Below are 17,506 nucleotides of genomic sequence, written 5' to 3' on the forward strand. Positions count from 1 at the left end.
AGTGTCATGTTTCGCAATCGAGTGCCAGGCCGCGGATCATGACGGAATATACCGCTATCGACCAGCCGCCCAGGCGTCCGCGACGATCTCGTCCAGTCCCGAGCGCCGAGGTTCCCAGCCCAGCTCGGCGCGGATGCGGGCGGTGTCGGCGAGCACCGAGGCGGCCTCCGGCTTCGGTGGCAGGTGCTTGACGGGGATCGGGCCGCCGCCCGACACGCGGGAAACCGACTCGATGACCGAGGCGACGCTCGCGGCGGTCGCGCCTACGTTGTAGACCGCGCCCTCGCCAGGTGACGACTGCTCCAACGCCAGGACGAAGGCGCGCGCCAGGTCGTCCACGTGCACGTAGTCGCGTACCGCGCTGCCGTCCCCGTTGACCTCGAGAACCGGCTCCAGACCCCTCGCCACGGCCAGTGCCTTCGGAATGATCCGGGTCAGGTCTGTGTCGGTGCGACCGTCGACCGCCCCGGCCACGTTGAACGCCCGCAGCACGGTTACTCCCAAGCCGCCGTGGCTCGCCGCACTCAGCGCCATTCCCTCGGCCGCGACCTTCGACGCGCCATAAGGGCTGAGCGGCACCACGGGAGTCGACTCGGCGATCGGTGAGTGCGGCGCCTGCCCGTACACGGCCGCTGTGGAAGCCAGCACCAGCCGACCCGGACGACCTTGCGCGGCCGCCGCGCAAAGCAGCGCCGACACGACCGCCGCCGTCCCGGCCGCGTTGACCGAGAAGTACTCGCCAGGCCGTGCGAAGGACTCGCGTATCCGGGTCAGGGCCGCCAGATGGCAGACCCCGTCGACGGTCGCGGCCAGTCTTTCCATCATTTTGAATGACCGCACGTCTCCGTGCACTGTCTCTGTCTCTCCGGCCTCTACCTCTCCAGCACCGCTCGCGGGCAGCTGCGCCCCTTCCGGCTGTCGCGTCAACGCCACGACCGTGTGGCCACTCATCACGAGCCGCCGGACGACCGCCGTCCCCACGAACCCGAAGGCTCCCGTCACCAAGACCCGCACGCCGCAAGTCAACCAGCAATCGGTGCACTGCGTGCCGGGATGCCGCTCCAGGGTGCCTCTTGACGCCCCGTCAGATGTGCGCTGCGCTTGCAGAAATCCAGAGCAACAACCAACGAAGGGAAGCAACGTGCGCTTACAGTTCGTCGGCGGAGACTCTGGCAACACCGGGTCGCCGCGCGTCTACAAGACCGACCGTGGCACGCTCGTGATCCAGGGGTACATCGTGGATGACCCGGCAGCTCTCGCCGATGCCAAGGCTCCCGCCCACGAGACCCTGGTAGAAATCCCGTACAGCCTGCTCAAGTACTTGCCCCGCGACGTCGAGTAAGAGGATCCGCCGTTGACCGCGCTGCTCGCCGGAGACGACTTCGATGCGTTGTTCACCCAGTTCGGGTACACCGCGTTCCGCCTGGAGGTGCGGGAGTCCTACGCGGGGATGCCGTACGAGGTCGCGCCGCTTCGTCAGTTCCTCGCCGGTGAGGACCCGGTCGATCTGGAGTGGACCACCGGCTACCGGGCGCTCGTCGCTCGGCACGCCGCAGCCGGGCGCCGCATCACCCGCGTGCGGATCGTCTCGGAGCCGTGGTCCGAATACACCCGGTTCGGCATTTGGCTGGCCGCCGGCACCAATGCGGCCGGAGAGGACATACGTTATCTGCCACGCACCCACCCGGTCGTCGCGGAGCTGCCCCACGAGGACTTCTGGCTGTTCGACTCGCAGCGTCTGTACCTCCTGCACTTCAGTGCGGATGACAACCTGATCGGCGCCGAGCCGGTCACCGACCCGCCCCGCATCGTCGCGGCGAACGCCGCCCGGGACGCGGCGTGGCACCACGCCGAGCGGCGGGACCAGTACGCGGAACGGCACGGCTTTGACGACCAACGTCGACCAAGCGCGTGAAGCCCTTGGCGCGCACCTGCGCCAGTTGCGCCGAGATGCGGACATGACGGGACGGGAGCTGGCCGCCGCGTGCGGCTGGCTTCCGTCCAAGGTCAGCAAGATCGAGAACGGCAAGCAGACCCCTTCTCCGGCCGACATCCGGATCTGGGCCGAGGCGACCGGCCACCCGGGCGCCGAGGCGGCGCTGCGGGCCGAGCTGACCATGCTCGAGTCGTTCTTCCGGGATTGGCGCCGCCAGCTCAAGGCTGGCATGCGCTTCCGGCAGGCCGAGTCCCTGGGCCTCGAGGCCGACACGCGCCACCTGCGCGTCTGGGAACCGAACTACATACCCGGCCTGCTCCAGACAGCCGAGTACGCGCGCTTCAGGCTCGCTCAGGGCGCCCAGCTCCATAATGCGCCGGACGACATCGACGCGGCGGTCGCGATCCGGATGAACCGTCAGCAGGTCCTGAATCTGCCGACCAAGCGGTTCGATTTCGTCATCGCCGAAGGGGCCCTGCGCGACGGGAACGCGGCGCCGCCGGAGGTGATGGCGGGTCAGCTCGACCGGCTGATGGTGACGACCACGCACGCCACCGTGAACATCGGGGTCGTGCCGGCCGGGACGATGTGGCCGTTCCACGCCGACAACGGCTTCTGGATGTACGACACCGACGCGGTCATCATCGAGACCCTCACCGCGGAACTGCGGCTCACCCACGTCGACGAGATAGCGGTGTACGCCCGCGTGCACGCGGCGCTCGCCGAGACAGCGGTGTACGGGACCGCCGCCCGCGTACGAATCGCCGCCGCGCTCTCAGCGCTCTGACCGCGACCCGAGCAATTTCGAGCAATCCTTAGGCGGGAAAGCGGATTCCTGAGATCGTGATCCCGTCACGGAGCGGGGAAATGGACCGTCAGGAGAGAAACCCGGCATGAGCGAGACCGGCCTTCACCGCATGCTGGACGTGAACGCGTGGGTGGACGCGGGCCGGTCGGTAGTCGAGCTGGTCGGCGAACTGGACATGTACTCCGCGGCGAGACTCCGCGACGTCCTCGACCACCTCCCCAAAGACGCCCAGCGCGTCGCGCTGGAGATGTCAAGGCTCGACTTCCTGGACTCGTCAGGTCTGGGAGTCCTGATCCGAGCAATGAAGCGCGCGAAGACGCTCGGCGGCGCCCTCTGCCTCGTCGCGGTCCAAGAACGCGTCCTCAAGACGTTCCGCATCACCGGCCTCGTGCGCGTGATGCCTGCCTTCCCCGCGTTGGACGAGGCGTTCACCTGGCTCGACGCGCAGCACGCCGCCGCCCAGTGACATCGATACCGCAGCGAAGGGACTCAATCAAAGAGGACGTGTAATGGTCAGCTACACCGCCAAGCGAACCCAGCGCTCGGCCTAGGGCGGTTTCGGCCCTTCTCTCAGCCGGCAGGCTGCATCAGGATTTGGTCGCAAACCAGCACAACCGTCTCCATCACGATTTCGCCGGCACCCGCCGCCTTACCGCTGATCTCCAGCTTCGACGGCCAGGCATTCTCGAGGATGTAGGTAATAGTCGGCTGGCCGGACTTCGGCGACTGGCCAGTGGCGAACAGCAGCAGCGAGCAGGTTCTGCGCGCGGTCGGCACACCTTGCAGCACCGCTTGGTGCCATGACCACAGGTACGTATCGGTGTCCAGACCTCGCGTGAGCGTGACTTGTGGGGTACTCGCCGTGCCGTATTGCATGGTGTGCGAAACGCCCCCGGGAGCCGTCGCGACGGACTCGGCCGGCGTGACCTCGCTGCTGATTGAGGACAGTTCGCTGAACGTCGCGACCTGGACACCGTCGACCTCGAGCACGAATGTCGAGGCACTGATGACGGTCGGCTCACCGCTTCCGACTGACATGCCAATCATCCCCTCCGCGTAACCAACGAATCAGTTGTCTGCAAGCCGCGCGCCCGACCGGACAAGCCCCCAAGCGGCTCCGTCGGCTCGACTGCACTACCGGAGCGCGGTTTCGAGCCACTCCCGTAGAGACATTAGCGCATCAGGGTTGGCATTCAAGGGCGGTGGAAGGCGGTGGAAAACCGTCTGCGAACCCTAATCGCCAGTGAGATGCGGTGAGGTGCCGCCGTTCCGATATGATCTTGCGGAACCCGCGTGACCTGCGTATCTATAGGGTTGAAATGGGCAGTGGAGGAGCTGGTGAGGGGACTCGAACCCCTAACCACCCGTTTACAAGATCCCTGAGGCCGCCCGGCCGTTCGAGCGGGAAGCGTTGATCTGCGCCTTACCGAGCGACTGTCTGCCAGTAGCCGTATTCGGCCTTGGCTCTCCGCCCGTTCTGGCACGGATCTGGCACGCCTAAGGGGCGGATCCGCCCTTGCCCCGATTGTCGTCCTACGTGCCCCACAGCGCCTCTACGCGACCATTCAGGAGACGCCGCAGTCTCGGCTGCGGCCGATCACCGCCCGACTCAGGGAAGCGCGGCGCGACCGCAGACTCACCCAGAAGGCACTGAGCGCCGGGCTGGGTGTCAGCTCCTGGTCGGTCCACATGTGGGAGACCTGGTGTTACCTGGCGATCGGCACGAGCTTGAGGACAGTTACTCTCTGATCTGAGTAGGTGCAGTGGCTATCTGGCACGCTACGCCGAGATTCGGGCACGCACCGATGTCACAACGCTCCGGCGATGATCGTGCCGAGCTGCTTGTCGGCGGCGAGGTCTTGCGCCTGGGGAACCCTGCCCGTCGTGCCGCCGGCCATGATGTCGGCCGACACGAAAACAATCGTAGAACCCTTCTTTATGTACAGCAGGGGCGCTGCGGTCAACGAGTCGTACTCGGCGTACGCTTCGTCGCCGACGCCGTCCACCTTGGTTACCTTCATGCCGGCCTGGGCGGTTATCTGCTTCATGGCGTCGTATGTGGAAGGCTCGGTGTAGAGCAGCGTAACGGTCGAGAGACTGTCACCCGTGGCCAGCCAGCTGCAGCCGACGGCTGGGGCGTCCGCACCGGTACCAGGGCCGACCTCCATGCCGATCGCTTGCTTGATCTGCGCGGCGGTCAGCACTGAGCACAGGTCCAGCTGCGTCGCGTCCGTCTGACCACCGCTGCCGCCGGAACCGCCGCCGCACGCCGTGACGAGGAGCAGCCCGGCGGCCGAAACAGCACAGAGACAGGCAGACTTGAGGAACGCGGGCATGGAAAGCCCCTTTCATCGAATGCTACCTGAGTCGCACGGCAGTTCGGAGTGCGCCGTCAGTGTCGCACCGCACGGTGCTGATTTGTAATGCCTGAGCGGGCAGGATGTGTGCACGAGCGGACACGGCTTCGCGATCGCTTGCGCTGCATCGGCCAGCGCCGCGCAGGTGTGGTCGCGACTGGCTCCGCGCGGCCCGCCAAACGTGACTAATCGCTTGCAGGGTCGCAGGGCTCGCGCGTGGTCGAACTTGTAGTGCCGACATGGCCTCAGGGCTGGACTGGTTGATCGGGGAGCTGAGGCGGGAGACGGGCGCCGGGCGGGGTGAAACCGACTCGGAGGGGGCTGAAGGAGAGGGCGAAGACTGGATCTGGCATGAGAGCCCTAGGCCTATATCAAGGTCTAGGGCTCTCGGGTGTCTGCCGGAGCTGTGATCTGCGGCTAGGATCTGAGCTGGTGGGGGGACTCGAACCCCCAACCACCTGTTTACAAGACAGGTGCGCTGCCAATTGCGCCACACCAGCGGTCGCCGGTTCGGCCCTTGTCGGGCGGAGCCGTACCTATGGTACCGGGCGGGCCGGGTGGGGCCCACCGAGTTGCGGTTCGGGTGGGATCGGGCGAAACGGGGGAGACCGGGGCAAGAGCGGCGCGTGTAGTGACAAGAGGAATGTAAGAAGATACCGTCAGCGAAGGTCTATACGGACCGCCTTCAACTCGGATCGTCCGGCACGTTCCTGCCGGTTGAAAGGGATTACTGCTGCCATGACTGGTGTCATCTACGAGGACGCGACCTGCGTCTATCCCGGGGCAGAGCGCCCGGCCGTCGACAAGCTCAACTTGGACATCCAGGACGGGGAATTCCTGGTGCTGGTCGGCCCCTCGGGCTGTGGCAAGTCCACCTCTCTGCGCATGCTGGCCGGCCTGGAGGAGGTGACCTCGGGCGCCATCCGGATCGGCGAGCGCGAGGTCACCCACCTGCCGCCGAAGGACCGGGACATCGCGATGGTCTTCCAGAATTACGCGCTGTACCCCCACATGACCGTCGCCGACAACATGGGCTTCGCGCTGAAGATCGCCGGCGTGCCGAAGGCCGAGATCCGCCAGAAGGTGGAGGACGCGGCCAAGCTGCTGGAGCTGACCGAGTACCTCGGCCGCAAGCCGAAGGCGCTTTCCGGCGGTCAGCGCCAGCGCGTCGCGATGGGCCGCGCGATCGTGCGTGAGCCCAAGGTCTTCCTCATGGACGAGCCACTGTCGAACCTCGACGCCAAGCTGCGTGTGCAGACGCGCACCCAGATCGCGTCGCTCCAGCGGCGGCTGGGCATCACGACCGTCTACGTCACGCACGACCAGGTCGAGGCGATGACGATGGGCGACCGGGTGGCGGTGCTCAAGGACGGTCTGCTGCAGCAGTGCGACACCCCGCGCCGCATGTACGAGAAGCCGGCGAACGTGTTCGTCGCCGGATTCATCGGCTCTCCGGCGATGAACCTGATCGAGGCCCCGATCGTGGACGGCGGCGTCGCGTTCGACGGCGCGGTGGTCCCGGTGGACCGCGAGTCGCTGTCCAGGGCCGTCGACAAGGGCGAGCGGACCCTGACGCTGGGCGTGCGGCCGGAGTCCTTCGACCTGAGCGCCACCGGCACGGGCATCGCGGTGACGGTGAACGTGGTCGAGGAGCTGGGCGCCGACGCGTTCGCCTACGGAACGGCGAAGGTCGACGGCGGAGACGTCGACGTGATCGTGCGCGTCGACCCGCGCAACACCCCGGCGAAGGGTGAGACGATGCACTTCCTGCCGCGGGCCGGCGAGACGCACCTCTTCTCGGCGGTGTCGGGAGAGCGGCTGTCGGACTGAGGTGACGTGACCAAGCCCGTGACTTGTCTCTGACCGAGGCGGGCAAAGCGGCGGCCCCGGGCTCTTTCGAGCCCGGGGCCGCGGCATGTTCGGGGATGCGGTGCGATGAGTCAGAGATCGGCGACGAGTGAGGCGATCTCGCCGAGCAGGTCGAGGTAGTGCTCGTCGGCGGCGATCGGCGGGCCGCCGATCGCGTGGGTGATGCCGAGCGCGCGTAGACGCTCCAGGCGCTCGGCGATGCCCTTGGCGGTGGCGTCGGGCGCGATCCGGACAATGACGGTCTTCTCGATCTCGTCGTAGTCGCGGCCCTCGGCCTCGCAGTGCTCGCGGATGACGTCGAGCTTGTGCGCGACCATCTCGTCGCCGCCGTCGAACAGGTTGCAGGCGTCTGCGTAGCGCGCGACGAAGCGCAGCGTCTTCTTCTCGCCTCCGCCGCCGATCAGGATCCGCGGGCGGGGGCGGGAAAGCGGCGGCGGGGAGTTCAGCAGCCGCTTGGGGGAGTAGTGGGCACCCTCGAAGCCGGCGTCCGAGTCGGAGAACATCCCGTCGGCGATCTTCAGCGTCTCCTCGAGCCGTTCGAAGCGCTCCTTGACCGGGGGAAACGGCACTCCATAGCTCTCGTGCTCGTACTCGAACCAGGCCGCTCCGATGCCGAGGTACGCGCGTCCGCCGGAGAGCACGTCGAGCGTGGTGACGGTCTTGGCCAGGATCGCGGGGTTGCGGTAGGTGACCCCGGTGACCATGGTGCCGAGGTTGACCTTCTCGGTCGCGGCGGCGAGGAACCCGAGCGCGGTATAGCCCTCGAGCATCGGCTCCTCGGGGGCACCGTTCCCCCCGATCTGGAAGAAGTGGTCCATGACCCACAGGCTGTACAGACCGCGCGCGTCGGCGCCGCGGCCGATCCGCAACATGTTGGGCCGGATCGCGGCCGGTCCGCCGGGCCAGTCGAAGCGGGCGATCGTGATTCCGATATGCACTCTGGACTCCCATGAGGCGCGTCGGGGGGAGGGAAAGAGGATTCGGAGTCAGCCTACGCTTGTCGGTGACCTGGCGCGGGTGGCAGGGGGCGGGTCGAGGGGGATGAGGGGGAGGGCGAGCGGAGCTCAGGCGGACGGCTTCCTCGGCGTTGGCCGAGTGCGTTAGAGGCGGCTGGAGCGCAGGCGGCGCTGGGCGATCTCGTACAGCGCGATGCTGGTGGCCACGCCGGCGTTGAGCGACTCGGTGGCGGCCGCGATCGGGATGCGCACGGTCACGTCGCAGGTCTGCTCGACAAGTCGGGACAGGCCCTTGCCCTCCGAGCCGACGACGAGGACGAGCGGGTCCGCGCCGGCTTCCAGCTCGGACAGGTCGATCGTCCCGCGTGCGCTCAGGCCCGCGACCAGCAGGCCCTGCTTCTTGTACGACTCCAGCACCCGGGTGAGGTTCACGACCTGCGCGACCGGAAGCCGTGCGGCGGCGCCCGCGGAGGTCTTCCACGCGCCGGCGGTCATACCGGCGGACCGGCGCTCGGGCACGACCACGCCGTGGGCGCCGAACGCCGCCGCCGAGCGGATGACGGCGCCGAGGTTACGCGGGTCGGTCACGCCGTCGAGGGCGACGATCAGGGGCGTCTCAGCGGCGTCGAGTGCCTTCGTGAGCAGGTCGTCGGAGTGGGCGTACTGGTAGGGCGGGATCTGGAGCGCAACGCCCTGGTGGATCGCGCCGTCGGTCAGCCGGTCCACCTCGGGCCGCGGCACCTCCAGCAGCGGCACGCCCCGCTGGGTCGCCAGCGTGATCGCCTCGCGCACGCGGTCGTCGAAGTCGATGTTCTGGGCGACGTAAAGGGTCACCGCCGGAACCCCGGAGCGCAGCGCCTCGACGACCGAGTTGCGGCCCGCGATCAGCTCGGAGATCTGCCGGTTGGCCTTGTACGGGACCTTCGCCGGGGCCCGCCCGCCGCGCTGGGCCGTTTGTGCGCGCTTGGCCGAGGCGGCCGCATTGCGCGCGGCCGGGTGGCCGGTGCGGTTCTCCGCGCGCGGCGTCGGGCCTTTGCCCTCCAGCGACTTGCGGCGGTTGCCGCCCGAGCCGAGCTGTGCGCCCTTGCGCTTGGATCCTGGCTTGTTGCCGCGTCCGCCCAGCCCGCCGCCCTTACCGCCTGCCATGTCGTCATACTCCGTGATGTCGTGGGTGGGTGGTGAGTGGGGTGGTTGCGGGAAGGGGAGGGATCAGGCAAGGGTCCAGCGGGGGCCCGCCGGAGTGTCCTCGACCACGACGCCGAGCGCCGCGAGCCGGTCCCGGATGGCGTCGGACGCCGCGTAGTCCTTGCGCGCGCGCGCCGCCTGCCGCTGCTCGAGTGCCACGCCGATCAGGCTGTCCACGATCGGCCTTAGGTCCTCACCGACGCACGCGCCCGCGCCCGCGGCCTGGGCCCACGGCTCCGCGAGCGGGTCGAGACCCAGCACGCCGAGCATCGCGCGTACCTCGCCGAGGCGTGCCTTAGCGGTCTCCTTGTCGCCCGCCGCGAGCGCGGTGTTGCCGGCCCGCACGGTCTGGTGCAGCACGGACACCGCTTGCGGGACGCCCAGGTCGTCGTCCATGGCGGCGGCGAAGTCGTCCGGCACCGTAGTCGGCTCGGTCGGGCCGGTCAGTTCCGCCGCGCGGGTGAGGAACTGCTCGATCCGGGCGAAGGCGGTCGCCGCCTCCTCGATCGCCGCCTCCGAATACTCGATCATCGAGCGGTAGTGCGGCGTGCCGAGGTAGTAGCGCAGCACGATCGGCCGGTGCCGCTTGATCACCTCGGTGACCAGCATGAAGTTGCCGAGCGACTTCGCCATCTTCTCGCCGCTCACGGTCACCCAGGCGTTGTGCATCCAGTAGCGGGCGAACTCGTCGCCGCGCGCCTTCGACTGGGCGATCTCGTTCTCGTGGTGCGGGAAGATCAGGTCGAGGCCGCCGCCGTGGATGTCGAAGACCCTGCCGAGGTATCGCCGCGCCATCGCCGAGCACTCGAGGTGCCAGCCAGGGCGCCCCGGTCCCCACGGCGTGTTCCAGTACGGCTCGCCCGGCTTCGCGCCCTTCCACAGGGTGAAGTCGTGCGGGTCGCGCTTGACGTTCTTCGGGTCCGCGTCGTCGGCGCTCTGCATGTCCGCAATGCGCTGGTTGGACAGCGCGCCGTACGCGGGAAAGCTGCGCACGTCGAAGTACACGTCGCCGCCAGCCGCGTAGGCGTGGCCGTTGAGGATGAGGTCGTGCATCAGCTCGACCATCTCGGGCACGTGGCCGGTCGCGCGCGGCTCGACGGTCGGCGGCAGGCAGCCGAGCACGTCGTAGGCGGCGGTGAACGCGCGCTCGTTGGCCTGCGCCACCCGCCAGAACTCGACGCCCCGCTCCTTGGCCTTGACCAGGATCTTGTCGTCGATGTCGGTGACGTTGCGGGCGAAGGTGACCTCGAAGCCGCGGTGGGTGAGCCAGCGGCTGAGGATGTCGAAGTTGACCCCGGACCTGACGTGTCCGATGTGCGGTGGGGCCTGCACGGTGGCGCCACACAGGTAGATCGAGACCTTGCCCGGTTGCACGGGGACAAAGTCGCGCACGCTGCGTGCGGCGGTGTCGTACAGGCGAACGGTCACGCATACCAGGGTACCGGTTTGGGTAAGTTCAATGTCCCGGGATAGCGGCCCGGTGCCCGCGGTTGCCTGAGCTGGACCTTCGTGAATCAAGGGGAGACCGGTGCGCCAACCCGAGCCCGAGACGGCGGCCGTCTCCCATCCCGGCTCCGCGTTCAAGGGCTTGGCACGGGTCAAGGTGATATTCCTGCTGGGCGTGCTGTCCGCGTTCGGGCCGCTGTCCATCGACATGTACCTCCCGGCGCTCCCCTCGCTGCAAAGCCATTTCCACGCCACGGCATCACAGGTGCAGCTCACGTTGACCGCGTGCCTTATCGGCCTTGCGCTCGGTCAGATGCTCGCCGGCCCGCTCTCCGATTCGTTCGGCCGTCGCCGGCCCCTCCTCGTCGGCGTCAGCGCCTTCGCGCTCGCCTCGTTGCTGTGCGCCGTCGCCCCCTCGATCGCCCTGCTGACGGTGGGCCGCCTCATCCAGGGTATCGCCGGATCCGCCGGAATTGTGCTCGCTCAGGCGGTGGTACGGGACCTGTACTCCGGCACGGCGATGCTGAAGTTCTTCTCCACCCTCATGCTGGTCAACGGGGCGGCGCCGATCCTCGCCCCGGTCGTCGGCAGCCAGCTGCTGCGGGTCACCGGCTGGCAGGGGCTCTTCGTCGTGCTTGCCGGGATCGGGGTCGCGCTTTTCATCGGCGTATATGTTGATCTGCCCGAGTCGCTTCCGATCGAGCGGCGGCGCAGCGCGAGCCTCAGCGAGACGACGCGCGCCTTCCGTTCACTGGCCGCTGACCGGCGCTTCGTCGGCTACGCGCTCGCCGGAGGGCTCGGGTTCGCGGCGATGTTCGCGTACATCTCGGGCTCGCCGTTCGTCGCCGAGCAGGTGTACGGGCTGAGCCCGCAGGCCTTCTCCGTCTTTTTCGGCGTGAACGCCCTCGGCATCATCCTCATCGGCCAGGTCAACGGGTGGCTCGCGGGGAAGGTGGCGCCGGCCCGCCTGCTCCAGACCGGGTTGGTGCAATGCGCGGTCGGCGGCGCGGGTCTGATCGCGGTCACCGTGGCGGGGCTCGGCTTCTGGCCGACCGCCGTGTGCCTATGGGTGGTGGTTGCGTCCATGGGCTTCCTGCTGCCGAGCACGGCCGCGCTCGCGCTCGCTGGACAGGCGGACAACGCGGGGACTGCCTCCGCCTTCATCGGCGTCGCCCGCTTCCTGCTCGGCGCCCTCGCCGCGCCGTTGACCGGCCCGGGAGCCGGATCGGTGCTCGCCAAGACGCTGCCCATGGCGACCGTGGTGGCGGCGCTGGGCGTCGCGGCGCTGCTCGTGTACGTCGTACTGGTGCGGCGCGCCCCGGAAGATGCGGCCGAACGGGTTACGGCAGGCGATACCGTCCGTCAGGCAATCTGACCGCGAGGCCGTCGGCGATCAGCCCGGCCAGTGCGCGCTCGCGCTGCTCCGCCGGATTCCACGCTGATTCAAACGCGGATTCCGCTACCGGCGCCGTCGCATGCCTTAGCACGGCGAGCAGGCGCCCTCGGGCCTGCCTATCGGTACCCGCATACGTCTGACCGCGCCGCGGCGGCCCTTCGTACGCGGGTCGGCCTAAAGCGTTCCAGCGGCAGAGCGCGTTGATGGGGCAGGCCAAGCACTTGGGCGTCTTCGCGGTGCACACCAGCGCGCCTAACTCCATGGAGGCCGCCGCCCAGCCTGCCGCGTGCTCGGCCGCCTCGGGCAGCACCGCTTCGGCGAGGGCGCGCTCGGCGGCGCTCACCGCGTCGGCCGGGAATTCGGTTCCGGAGAAGGCCCGCGCGAGGACGCGGCGCACGTTCGTGTCGAGCACCGCCGCTCGCCGCCCGAACGCGAAGGACGCGATCGCGGCGGCCGTGTAATCGCCGACCCCCGGCAGCTCCTTGAGCTCGGCGTAGTCCGCGGGCACCGCGCCGCCGTGCCGCTCGACGATCGCGGCGGCCGCGCCGTGCAGCCGCAGCGCACGGCGCGGGTAGCCCAGTCGGCCCCACATGCGCACGGCCTCTCCGGGCTCGTCGGCCGCGAGCGCGCTCGGTGTCGGCCACCGGGTGAGCCAGGCCTCGTATGCGGGCAGCACGCGGCTGACGGGGGTCTGCTGGAGCATGAACTCGCTCACCATGACCCCCCACGCACCCGCGTCGGACGCCCGCCACGGCAGATCCCTGCGATGAACCGCGAACCAGGCGCGGGTCCGCTCGATGACGTCGTCGGCCGCTTCCAGGTCCAGATTCGGGTCCGCATTCCGATCCGGCGCGACGGCCGGTGGCCGGGTCGCGGCGGCGGCTGCCGATCGCGCGGCGGGCAGGCGCTTCTTCGCGCTCTGAGTTGGGTTGTTCGTCCCCGTTTCGGGCGCGTTCGACGAGATCGGACCGGTCTCAGACGCGGCGGTGGGGGTGGTTTGAGGAGGCATCCCTCCTATGGTCGCATTGTCAACACGCACGCGGAGGCCAATGCGCTGGCGGATGTCGTTCATGAAATAAAGTGACCTCCCGTGGGATCCTTCCTCCGCCCTGTCGGCCCCCAACCACCCGCGGTGTACTGGCGGCGGCGCATCATCGTGGTCGGGATCCCGTTGGTGTTGATCGGGCTGCTCGCGTACAGCTGCTCGGGACCCGGCAGCTCGCCGGCCGGCGCGGGGTCACACGCCGCTACGTCGGCATCGCCGAGCGCTGGGATAATCACACCGAGCGCCGGGGCGACCGGCTACCCGCCGATAAACTCCTACCCCGTCGTCGGGCCAACGGGCTCGCCGGGCGCGGGTGCGAGCGGCTCCGCCGGAGCCGGCGGAGCGAACGGCGGCACCGGTGGCAACACCGGCGGCAGTACCGGTGGCGCGGTCACCGGCGTGTCAGGGTCTGGCGGCTGCCTGCTGTCCGTGACGGTCCAGCTCGACAAGACGGCGCCGAATGGCAGTCCGGTCTACGCGGCGGGTCAGAACCCGACCTTCAGCGTGATACTGCACAACCAGGGCTCGGCCAACTGCCGCCTCGACGTGTCCGGCAAGGGCGTCGTCGTCACGGTCGCGTCGGTGGACTCCTCGACCCCGGTCTGGACGACCGCCACCTGCGCCGGGCCGGCCGATCTGCGCGTGCTCGGACCCGGCGACGGTTTCAACGAGCAGGTGAAGTGGAATCGGCAGCAGTCGCAGACCGGCTGCCCGCCCAACCCGCCGACCGTTGGCGCGGGCGCGTACGCGGTCGCCGCATCGGTCGGTGGGGTCGCCTCGGCCTCGGTGCAGTTCCAGCTTCAGTAACGCGGCTTCAGCGCGATCTACCGGCCCCGACGAATCGGGGCCGGTAGATCGCAAATCACCTGATCTGATTACACGTAACGCTCAAGAATCGACGACTCGGCCAGCCGGGACAGGCCTTCGCGGACCGTCCGGGCGCGGGTCTCACCGACGCCCTCGACCGCCTGGAGGTCGGCGACCGACGCGGCGAGCAGCTTCTGCAGCCCGCCGAAGTGGTCGACCAGCCGGTCGATGACCGTCCCGGGCAGCCGCGGCACCTTCGCCAGCAGCCGATAGCCGCGAGGCGAGGCGGCGGCGTCCAGGGCCTCGGTACCGCCGGAGAAGCCGAGCGCCTTGGCGACGGTGACCAGTTCGAGCAGCTCCGGGTGGGTGAGGTCGTCGAGGTCACGCAGCGTGTCGTCGACGGTCCGGCTGCGGCGGATCGCGCGCTCGGGCAGGTAGTCGCGGGCCACAAGCTGCCGGTCCGGCTCGACCCCGGCGACCAGCTCGTCGAGCTGGAGCTCAAGCAGCCGGCCGTCCACGCCGAGCTGGACGACGTAGCCCTCGATCTCGACGGCGATCCGGCGCACCATCTCCAGCCGCTGCGCCACCTGGGCGACGTCGCGGACGGTGACCAGGTCTTCGATCTCCAGCGCGGACAGCGTCCCGGCGACCTCGTCGAGCCGCAGCTTGTACCGCTCGAGGGTGGCCAGCGCCTGGTTGGCCTTGGACAGGATCGTGCCCGAGTCCTCCAGAACCGTGCGCTTCTCGTCGTGGTAAAGCGCGATGAGCCGCATCGACTGGCTCACCGAGACCACCGGGAAGCCGGTCTGCCGGTTGACCCGCTCCGCGGTGCGGTGGCGGGTGCCGGTCTCCGAGGTGGGGATCGCCGGATCCGGGACGAACTGCACGCCCGCGCGCACGATCTTCTGGCACTCGAGGTCGAGCACCACGCCGCCGTCCATCTTGCACAGCTCGCGCAGCCGGGTCGCGGAGAACTCGACGTCCAGGACGAATCCGCCGGTGCAGATGCTGTCGACGGTCTTGTCGAAGCCCAGCACGATCAGGGCCCCGGTATTGCCGCGCAGAATCCGCTCGAGGCCGTCGCGCAGCTCCGTGCCGGGGGCCAGCGCGGCTAGGGTCGCGCGCTGCGTGTGGTCCGCGGCCCGGTCGTGGGCAGCCATGGCGCTCCTGAGTGGGAAGACGATTGTCACAGAGTTTACCGGCTGATCATCTGGTGAAGCGTCGCGAGCGCGTCCGCGATGTCGGCGACCTGGACGATGCGCATCCCCTCAGGGATCCGCGGCGTCTCTTCGCCGTCCGCGAGACGCGGGACCAGCGCGGTGCGGAAGCCCAGGCGGGCCGCCTCGGACAGCCGCCGGGCCAGGCCGGTCACCGGGCGTACTTCTCCGGCGAGGCCGACTTCGCCGAACGCGACGACCGTCGGCGGCAGCGGGCTGTCAATCGTTCCGGTCGCCATCGCCATCGCGACGGCGAGATCGGCGGCGGGGTCTACCAGTCGCACACCGCCGACCGTTGCCGCGAAGACATCGTGCTTGCCCAGAGGTACCCGCCCGCGCCTTTCCAGAACGGCCATCACCATCGAGACGCGGGACGAGTCGAGGCCGGACGTGGCCCGGCGCGGCTGGGGCAGGTTCGAGGGGGCGACGAGTGCCTGTACCTCGCAGACGAGCGGGCGGCGACCCTCGAGCGTGACGGTGACACAGGTGCCCGGCACGGGTTCGGCGCGGCGGGACAGGAACAGGCCCGAGGGGTCGGCCAGGCCCCTGATTCCGCTGTCGTGCATCTCGAAACAGCCGATTTCGTCGGTCGGACCGTAACGGTTCTTCGCCGCGCGCACGAGGCGCAGCGGGGAGTGGCGGTCGCCCTCGAATTGGAGGACGACGTCGACGAGGTGTTCCAGGACGCGCGGGCCGGCGATGGAGCCGTCCTTGGTCACGTGTCCGACCAGGATCACCGCGAGGTCGCGCTCCTTGGCGACGCGGATCAGCGCCGCGCAGACCTCGCGCACCTGGGTGACGCCGCCGGGGACGCCGTCCACCTCGGCCGAGGCCACGGTCTGCACCGAGTCCAGGACCAGCATCGCCGGCTTGACCTGGTCGATGTGGCCGAGCACGGCGGCCAGGTCGGTCTCGGCGGCGAGGTAGAGGTCGGGGTCGAGTGCGCCGATGCGGTCCGCCCGCAGACGAACCTGTGCGGCGGACTCCTCAGCGGTGACGACCAGGACCGGGCGGTCCGGTTCGGCGCCGGCGGCGGCGACTTCGAGCAGCAGCGTGGACTTGCCGACTCCGGGCTCGCCCGCGAGCAGGATGACCGCGCCCGGCACCACGCCGCCGCCGAGCACCCGGTCGAGTTCGGGCACGCCGGTCGGCCTGGCCTTGGCGGTGGCCGCGCTGACCTCGCCGATCGGGCGGGCCGGGGCGGAGACCGGGCCGGCCTTGACCGTGCGCGGCTTCAGCACGCCGATCTCCTCGACGGTGCCCCACGCCTGGCACTCGGGACAGCGGCCGACCCACTTGACGGTCGTGGCACCGCACTCGGCGCAGCGGAAGGCGTCGCGCGGCCCGGATCCGCGGGTGGTCTTGCTCGTGGTCGCCATGGGTCACGACGGTACTGGGCGGGGGCGACAGGGCGGCGCCACGAGACGGCGCCGCGGCGGCATCGGACACGGCGCTGAGGGTGGGGATCCTTCGGTCGGCCGTGCGAACGATCTGCCGAGATACACGCGACGAATGAAGGTGGTTCGAACCGATTTATGAGGTCTTGACGCCCGAAGTTTTTCCGCCTCAGTGGAACTCATATCTTCCTATGGCTTACCTTCCTTTCGTGACTGACCGCGAATTGGTACTGGCGCTGCGGGCCGGGGACCGCCTCGCGGCCGGCCAGGTTTACGACATATACGGAACGCGACTGTATGCCTACAGTCATGAGCTTTTGGGCGACCACAAGCAGGCTGGCGACGCGCTGCGCGACGCCTTTATCGTCGCCGTCGGTCGTATCCGTGAGCTGCGGCGTCCCGATGAGCTGGGGTCTTGGCTGTACGCGCTGGTGCGGGCCGAGTGCCGTCGGGTCGGGATCAGCGACGAGGTTCCGCAGGACGCCGCCGACGCGGCGCGCGGTGACCGGCTGGCCCGAATAGCGCTGGACTGCTACGCGATGCTGCCGCCGGAGACCCGCGAGGTCCTCGATCTGGCGTTCCGGCATCGCCTGGTGGACGGCGACCTCAGCCGGGTGCTCGGGATCGCCGAGCAGGAGGCGTCCGACAACGTCGCCGCGGCGCAGGCGGACCTGGAGAACTCGCTGCTCGTGGTGCTGGCGGCGCGCACCGGGGACCCGAAGTGCCCGGAGGCGGCGGAGCTCGGCAAGCGGTTCGACGAGCTCGACGGCAAGGGCGTGGAAGGCTGGCTCCAGTCGATCGCGCGCCACCTGGAGAAGTGCGCGAGCTGCTCGTCGACGGTCAAGTCCCGGCGACCGCTGCGGCTTTACGAAGAGCTTCCGCACTCGTTCATGCCGCCTGGCGTGCGTTCGAGGGTGCTGGAGAGCCTGCGCGATCCGGCGGGCACGGCGTTCGCCGCGCGGATCGCCGAGCGGGCCGGCAAGTTCGACGAGGACGGCTTCCCGATCGCCGGCAAGCGCGACGGCGGAGGCAGCCGCAAGTGGGTGCTGCCGCTCGGCTTCGCGGCGGCGATCGCGCTGGCGGCGGG

General features: G+C 69.2%; 17 protein-coding genes and 1 tRNA gene. 8 read left to right on the forward strand and 10 right to left on the reverse strand.

Going from position 1 to position 17,506, the window contains the following annotated elements; genetic code table 11:
- Positions 1-54: 54 nt before the first annotated feature.
- Positions 55-1,179, reverse strand: coding sequence for an SDR family NAD(P)-dependent oxidoreductase (locus VGZ32_RS26310; protein ID WP_326888901.1), 1,125 nt, complete (start codon positions 1,177-1,179; stop codon positions 55-57).
- Here VGZ32_RS26310 and VGZ32_RS26315 point away from each other — a divergent pair.
- The 4 genes from VGZ32_RS26315 to VGZ32_RS26330 all read left to right on the forward strand — a co-directional run bounded on the left by VGZ32_RS26315 (position 1,142) and on the right by VGZ32_RS26330 (position 3,210).
- Positions 1,142-1,342, forward strand: a complete 201-nt coding sequence (locus VGZ32_RS26315) for a hypothetical protein (protein WP_326888917.1) — start codon at positions 1,142-1,144, stop codon at positions 1,340-1,342. The genes VGZ32_RS26310 and VGZ32_RS26315 overlap by 38 nt on opposite strands.
- Before the next feature lie 12 nt (positions 1,343-1,354).
- Entirely contained in the window at positions 1,355-1,915 is a 561-nt protein-coding gene (locus VGZ32_RS26320; protein WP_326888902.1) for a DUF6879 family protein, read from the forward strand.
- Positions 1,887-2,723 (forward strand): helix-turn-helix transcriptional regulator, encoded by an 837-nt coding sequence (locus VGZ32_RS26325; protein ID WP_326888903.1) that lies wholly within the window; start codon positions 1,887-1,889, stop codon positions 2,721-2,723. The genes VGZ32_RS26320 and VGZ32_RS26325 overlap by 29 nt, the downstream gene beginning before the upstream one ends.
- 106 nt (positions 2,724-2,829) lie before the next feature.
- Positions 2,830-3,210: an STAS domain-containing protein gene (locus VGZ32_RS26330; protein WP_326888904.1), complete on the forward strand. Its 381-nt coding sequence runs from the start codon at positions 2,830-2,832 to the stop codon at positions 3,208-3,210.
- A 104-nt stretch (positions 3,211-3,314) separates the two neighbouring features.
- Here the strand turns inward: VGZ32_RS26330 and VGZ32_RS26335 are convergent, their stop codons facing one another.
- The 3 genes from VGZ32_RS26335 to VGZ32_RS26345 all read right to left on the reverse strand — a co-directional run bounded on the left by VGZ32_RS26335 (position 3,315) and on the right by VGZ32_RS26345 (position 5,601).
- Positions 3,315-3,782, reverse strand: a complete 468-nt coding sequence (locus VGZ32_RS26335; RefSeq protein WP_326888905.1) for a phage tail protein — start codon at positions 3,780-3,782, stop codon at positions 3,315-3,317.
- A 770-nt stretch (positions 3,783-4,552) separates the two neighbouring features.
- Positions 4,553-5,080 (reverse strand): hypothetical protein, encoded by a 528-nt coding sequence (locus VGZ32_RS26340; protein WP_326888906.1) that lies wholly within the window; start codon positions 5,078-5,080, stop codon positions 4,553-4,555.
- A gap of 448 nt (positions 5,081-5,528) precedes the next feature.
- Positions 5,529-5,601, reverse strand: a tRNA-Thr gene (locus tag VGZ32_RS26345).
- 238 nt (positions 5,602-5,839) lie between these two features.
- Here VGZ32_RS26345 and VGZ32_RS26350 point away from each other — a divergent pair.
- Positions 5,840-6,931: a sn-glycerol-3-phosphate ABC transporter ATP-binding protein UgpC gene (locus VGZ32_RS26350; RefSeq protein ID WP_326888907.1), complete on the forward strand. Its 1,092-nt coding sequence runs from the start codon at positions 5,840-5,842 to the stop codon at positions 6,929-6,931.
- 110 nt (positions 6,932-7,041) lie between these two features.
- Here the strand turns inward: VGZ32_RS26350 and VGZ32_RS26355 are convergent, their stop codons facing one another.
- The 3 genes from VGZ32_RS26355 to cysS all read right to left on the reverse strand — a co-directional run bounded on the left by VGZ32_RS26355 (position 7,042) and on the right by cysS (position 10,539).
- Entirely contained in the window at positions 7,042-7,908 is an 867-nt protein-coding gene (locus VGZ32_RS26355; protein ID WP_326888908.1) for an LLM class F420-dependent oxidoreductase, read from the reverse strand.
- Between the two features lie 162 nt (positions 7,909-8,070).
- Positions 8,071-9,072 carry a 23S rRNA (guanosine(2251)-2'-O)-methyltransferase RlmB gene (gene rlmB / locus VGZ32_RS26360; protein WP_326888909.1) on the reverse strand — a complete coding sequence of 334 codons (1,002 nt, stop codon included), beginning with the start codon at positions 9,070-9,072 and terminating at the stop codon, positions 8,071-8,073.
- A gap of 63 nt (positions 9,073-9,135) precedes the next feature.
- Positions 9,136-10,539, reverse strand: a complete 1,404-nt coding sequence (gene cysS / locus VGZ32_RS26365) for a cysteine--tRNA ligase (RefSeq protein WP_326888910.1) — start codon at positions 10,537-10,539, stop codon at positions 9,136-9,138.
- 100 nt (positions 10,540-10,639) lie between these two features.
- Between cysS and VGZ32_RS26370 the strand changes: the two genes are divergently transcribed.
- Positions 10,640-11,932: a multidrug effflux MFS transporter gene (locus VGZ32_RS26370; protein ID WP_326888911.1), complete on the forward strand. Its 1,293-nt coding sequence runs from the start codon at positions 10,640-10,642 to the stop codon at positions 11,930-11,932.
- Here VGZ32_RS26370 and VGZ32_RS26375 read toward each other — a convergent pair.
- Positions 11,898-12,962, reverse strand: coding sequence for an A/G-specific adenine glycosylase (locus tag VGZ32_RS26375; RefSeq protein WP_326888912.1), 1,065 nt, complete (start codon positions 12,960-12,962; stop codon positions 11,898-11,900). The two genes, VGZ32_RS26370 and VGZ32_RS26375, sit on opposite strands and share 35 nt — an antisense overlap.
- An 81-nt stretch (positions 12,963-13,043) precedes the next feature.
- Here VGZ32_RS26375 and VGZ32_RS26380 point away from each other — a divergent pair, with 81 nt between their 5' ends.
- The gene (locus VGZ32_RS26380) at positions 13,044-13,805 is read left to right on the forward strand and encodes a hypothetical protein (RefSeq protein WP_326888913.1); all 762 of its coding nucleotides are present in this window, start codon (positions 13,044-13,046) and stop codon (positions 13,803-13,805) included.
- Between the two features lie 68 nt (positions 13,806-13,873).
- Here VGZ32_RS26380 and disA read toward each other — a convergent pair whose 3' ends face one another.
- Both disA and radA read right to left on the reverse strand, forming a co-directional pair.
- Complete coding sequence (disA, locus tag VGZ32_RS26385) at positions 13,874-14,965, reverse strand: DNA integrity scanning diadenylate cyclase DisA (RefSeq protein ID WP_326888914.1); 1,092 nt, start codon at positions 14,963-14,965, stop codon at positions 13,874-13,876.
- A 35-nt stretch (positions 14,966-15,000) separates the two neighbouring features.
- Positions 15,001-16,401 carry a DNA repair protein RadA gene (radA, locus tag VGZ32_RS26390; RefSeq protein ID WP_326888915.1) on the reverse strand — a complete coding sequence of 467 codons (1,401 nt, stop codon included), beginning with the start codon at positions 16,399-16,401 and terminating at the stop codon, positions 15,001-15,003.
- Between the two features lie 227 nt (positions 16,402-16,628).
- Between radA and VGZ32_RS26395 the strand changes: the two genes are divergently transcribed.
- The coding region (locus VGZ32_RS26395) for a hypothetical protein (protein WP_326888916.1) at positions 16,629-17,506 on the forward strand (878 nt) is incomplete at its 3' end.

This window comes from Actinocrinis sp., from assembly GCF_035938995.1.
Classification (GTDB): Bacteria; Actinomycetota; Actinomycetes; order Streptomycetales; family Catenulisporaceae; genus DASZGI01.

Coding starts and splice junctions, on each gene's coding strand:
- VGZ32_RS26375 (WP_326888912.1), bottom strand. CDS start 12,962: ATGCCTCCTCAAACCACCCCCACCGCCGCGTCTGAGACCGGTCCGATC.
- disA (WP_326888914.1), bottom strand. CDS start 14,965: ATGGCTGCCCACGACCGGGCCGCGGACCACACGCAGCGCGCGACCCTA.
- rlmB (WP_326888909.1), bottom strand. CDS start 9,072: ATGGCAGGCGGTAAGGGCGGCGGGCTGGGCGGACGCGGCAACAAGCCA.
- VGZ32_RS26330 (WP_326888904.1), top strand. CDS start 2,830: ATGAGCGAGACCGGCCTTCACCGCATGCTGGACGTGAACGCGTGGGTG.
- VGZ32_RS26335 (WP_326888905.1), bottom strand. CDS start 3,782: ATGTCAGTCGGAAGCGGTGAGCCGACCGTCATCAGTGCCTCGACATTC.
- radA (WP_326888915.1), bottom strand. CDS start 16,401: ATGGCGACCACGAGCAAGACCACCCGCGGATCCGGGCCGCGCGACGCC.
- VGZ32_RS26350 (WP_326888907.1), top strand. CDS start 5,840: ATGACTGGTGTCATCTACGAGGACGCGACCTGCGTCTATCCCGGGGCA.
- VGZ32_RS26340 (WP_326888906.1), bottom strand. CDS start 5,080: ATGCCCGCGTTCCTCAAGTCTGCCTGTCTCTGTGCTGTTTCGGCCGCC.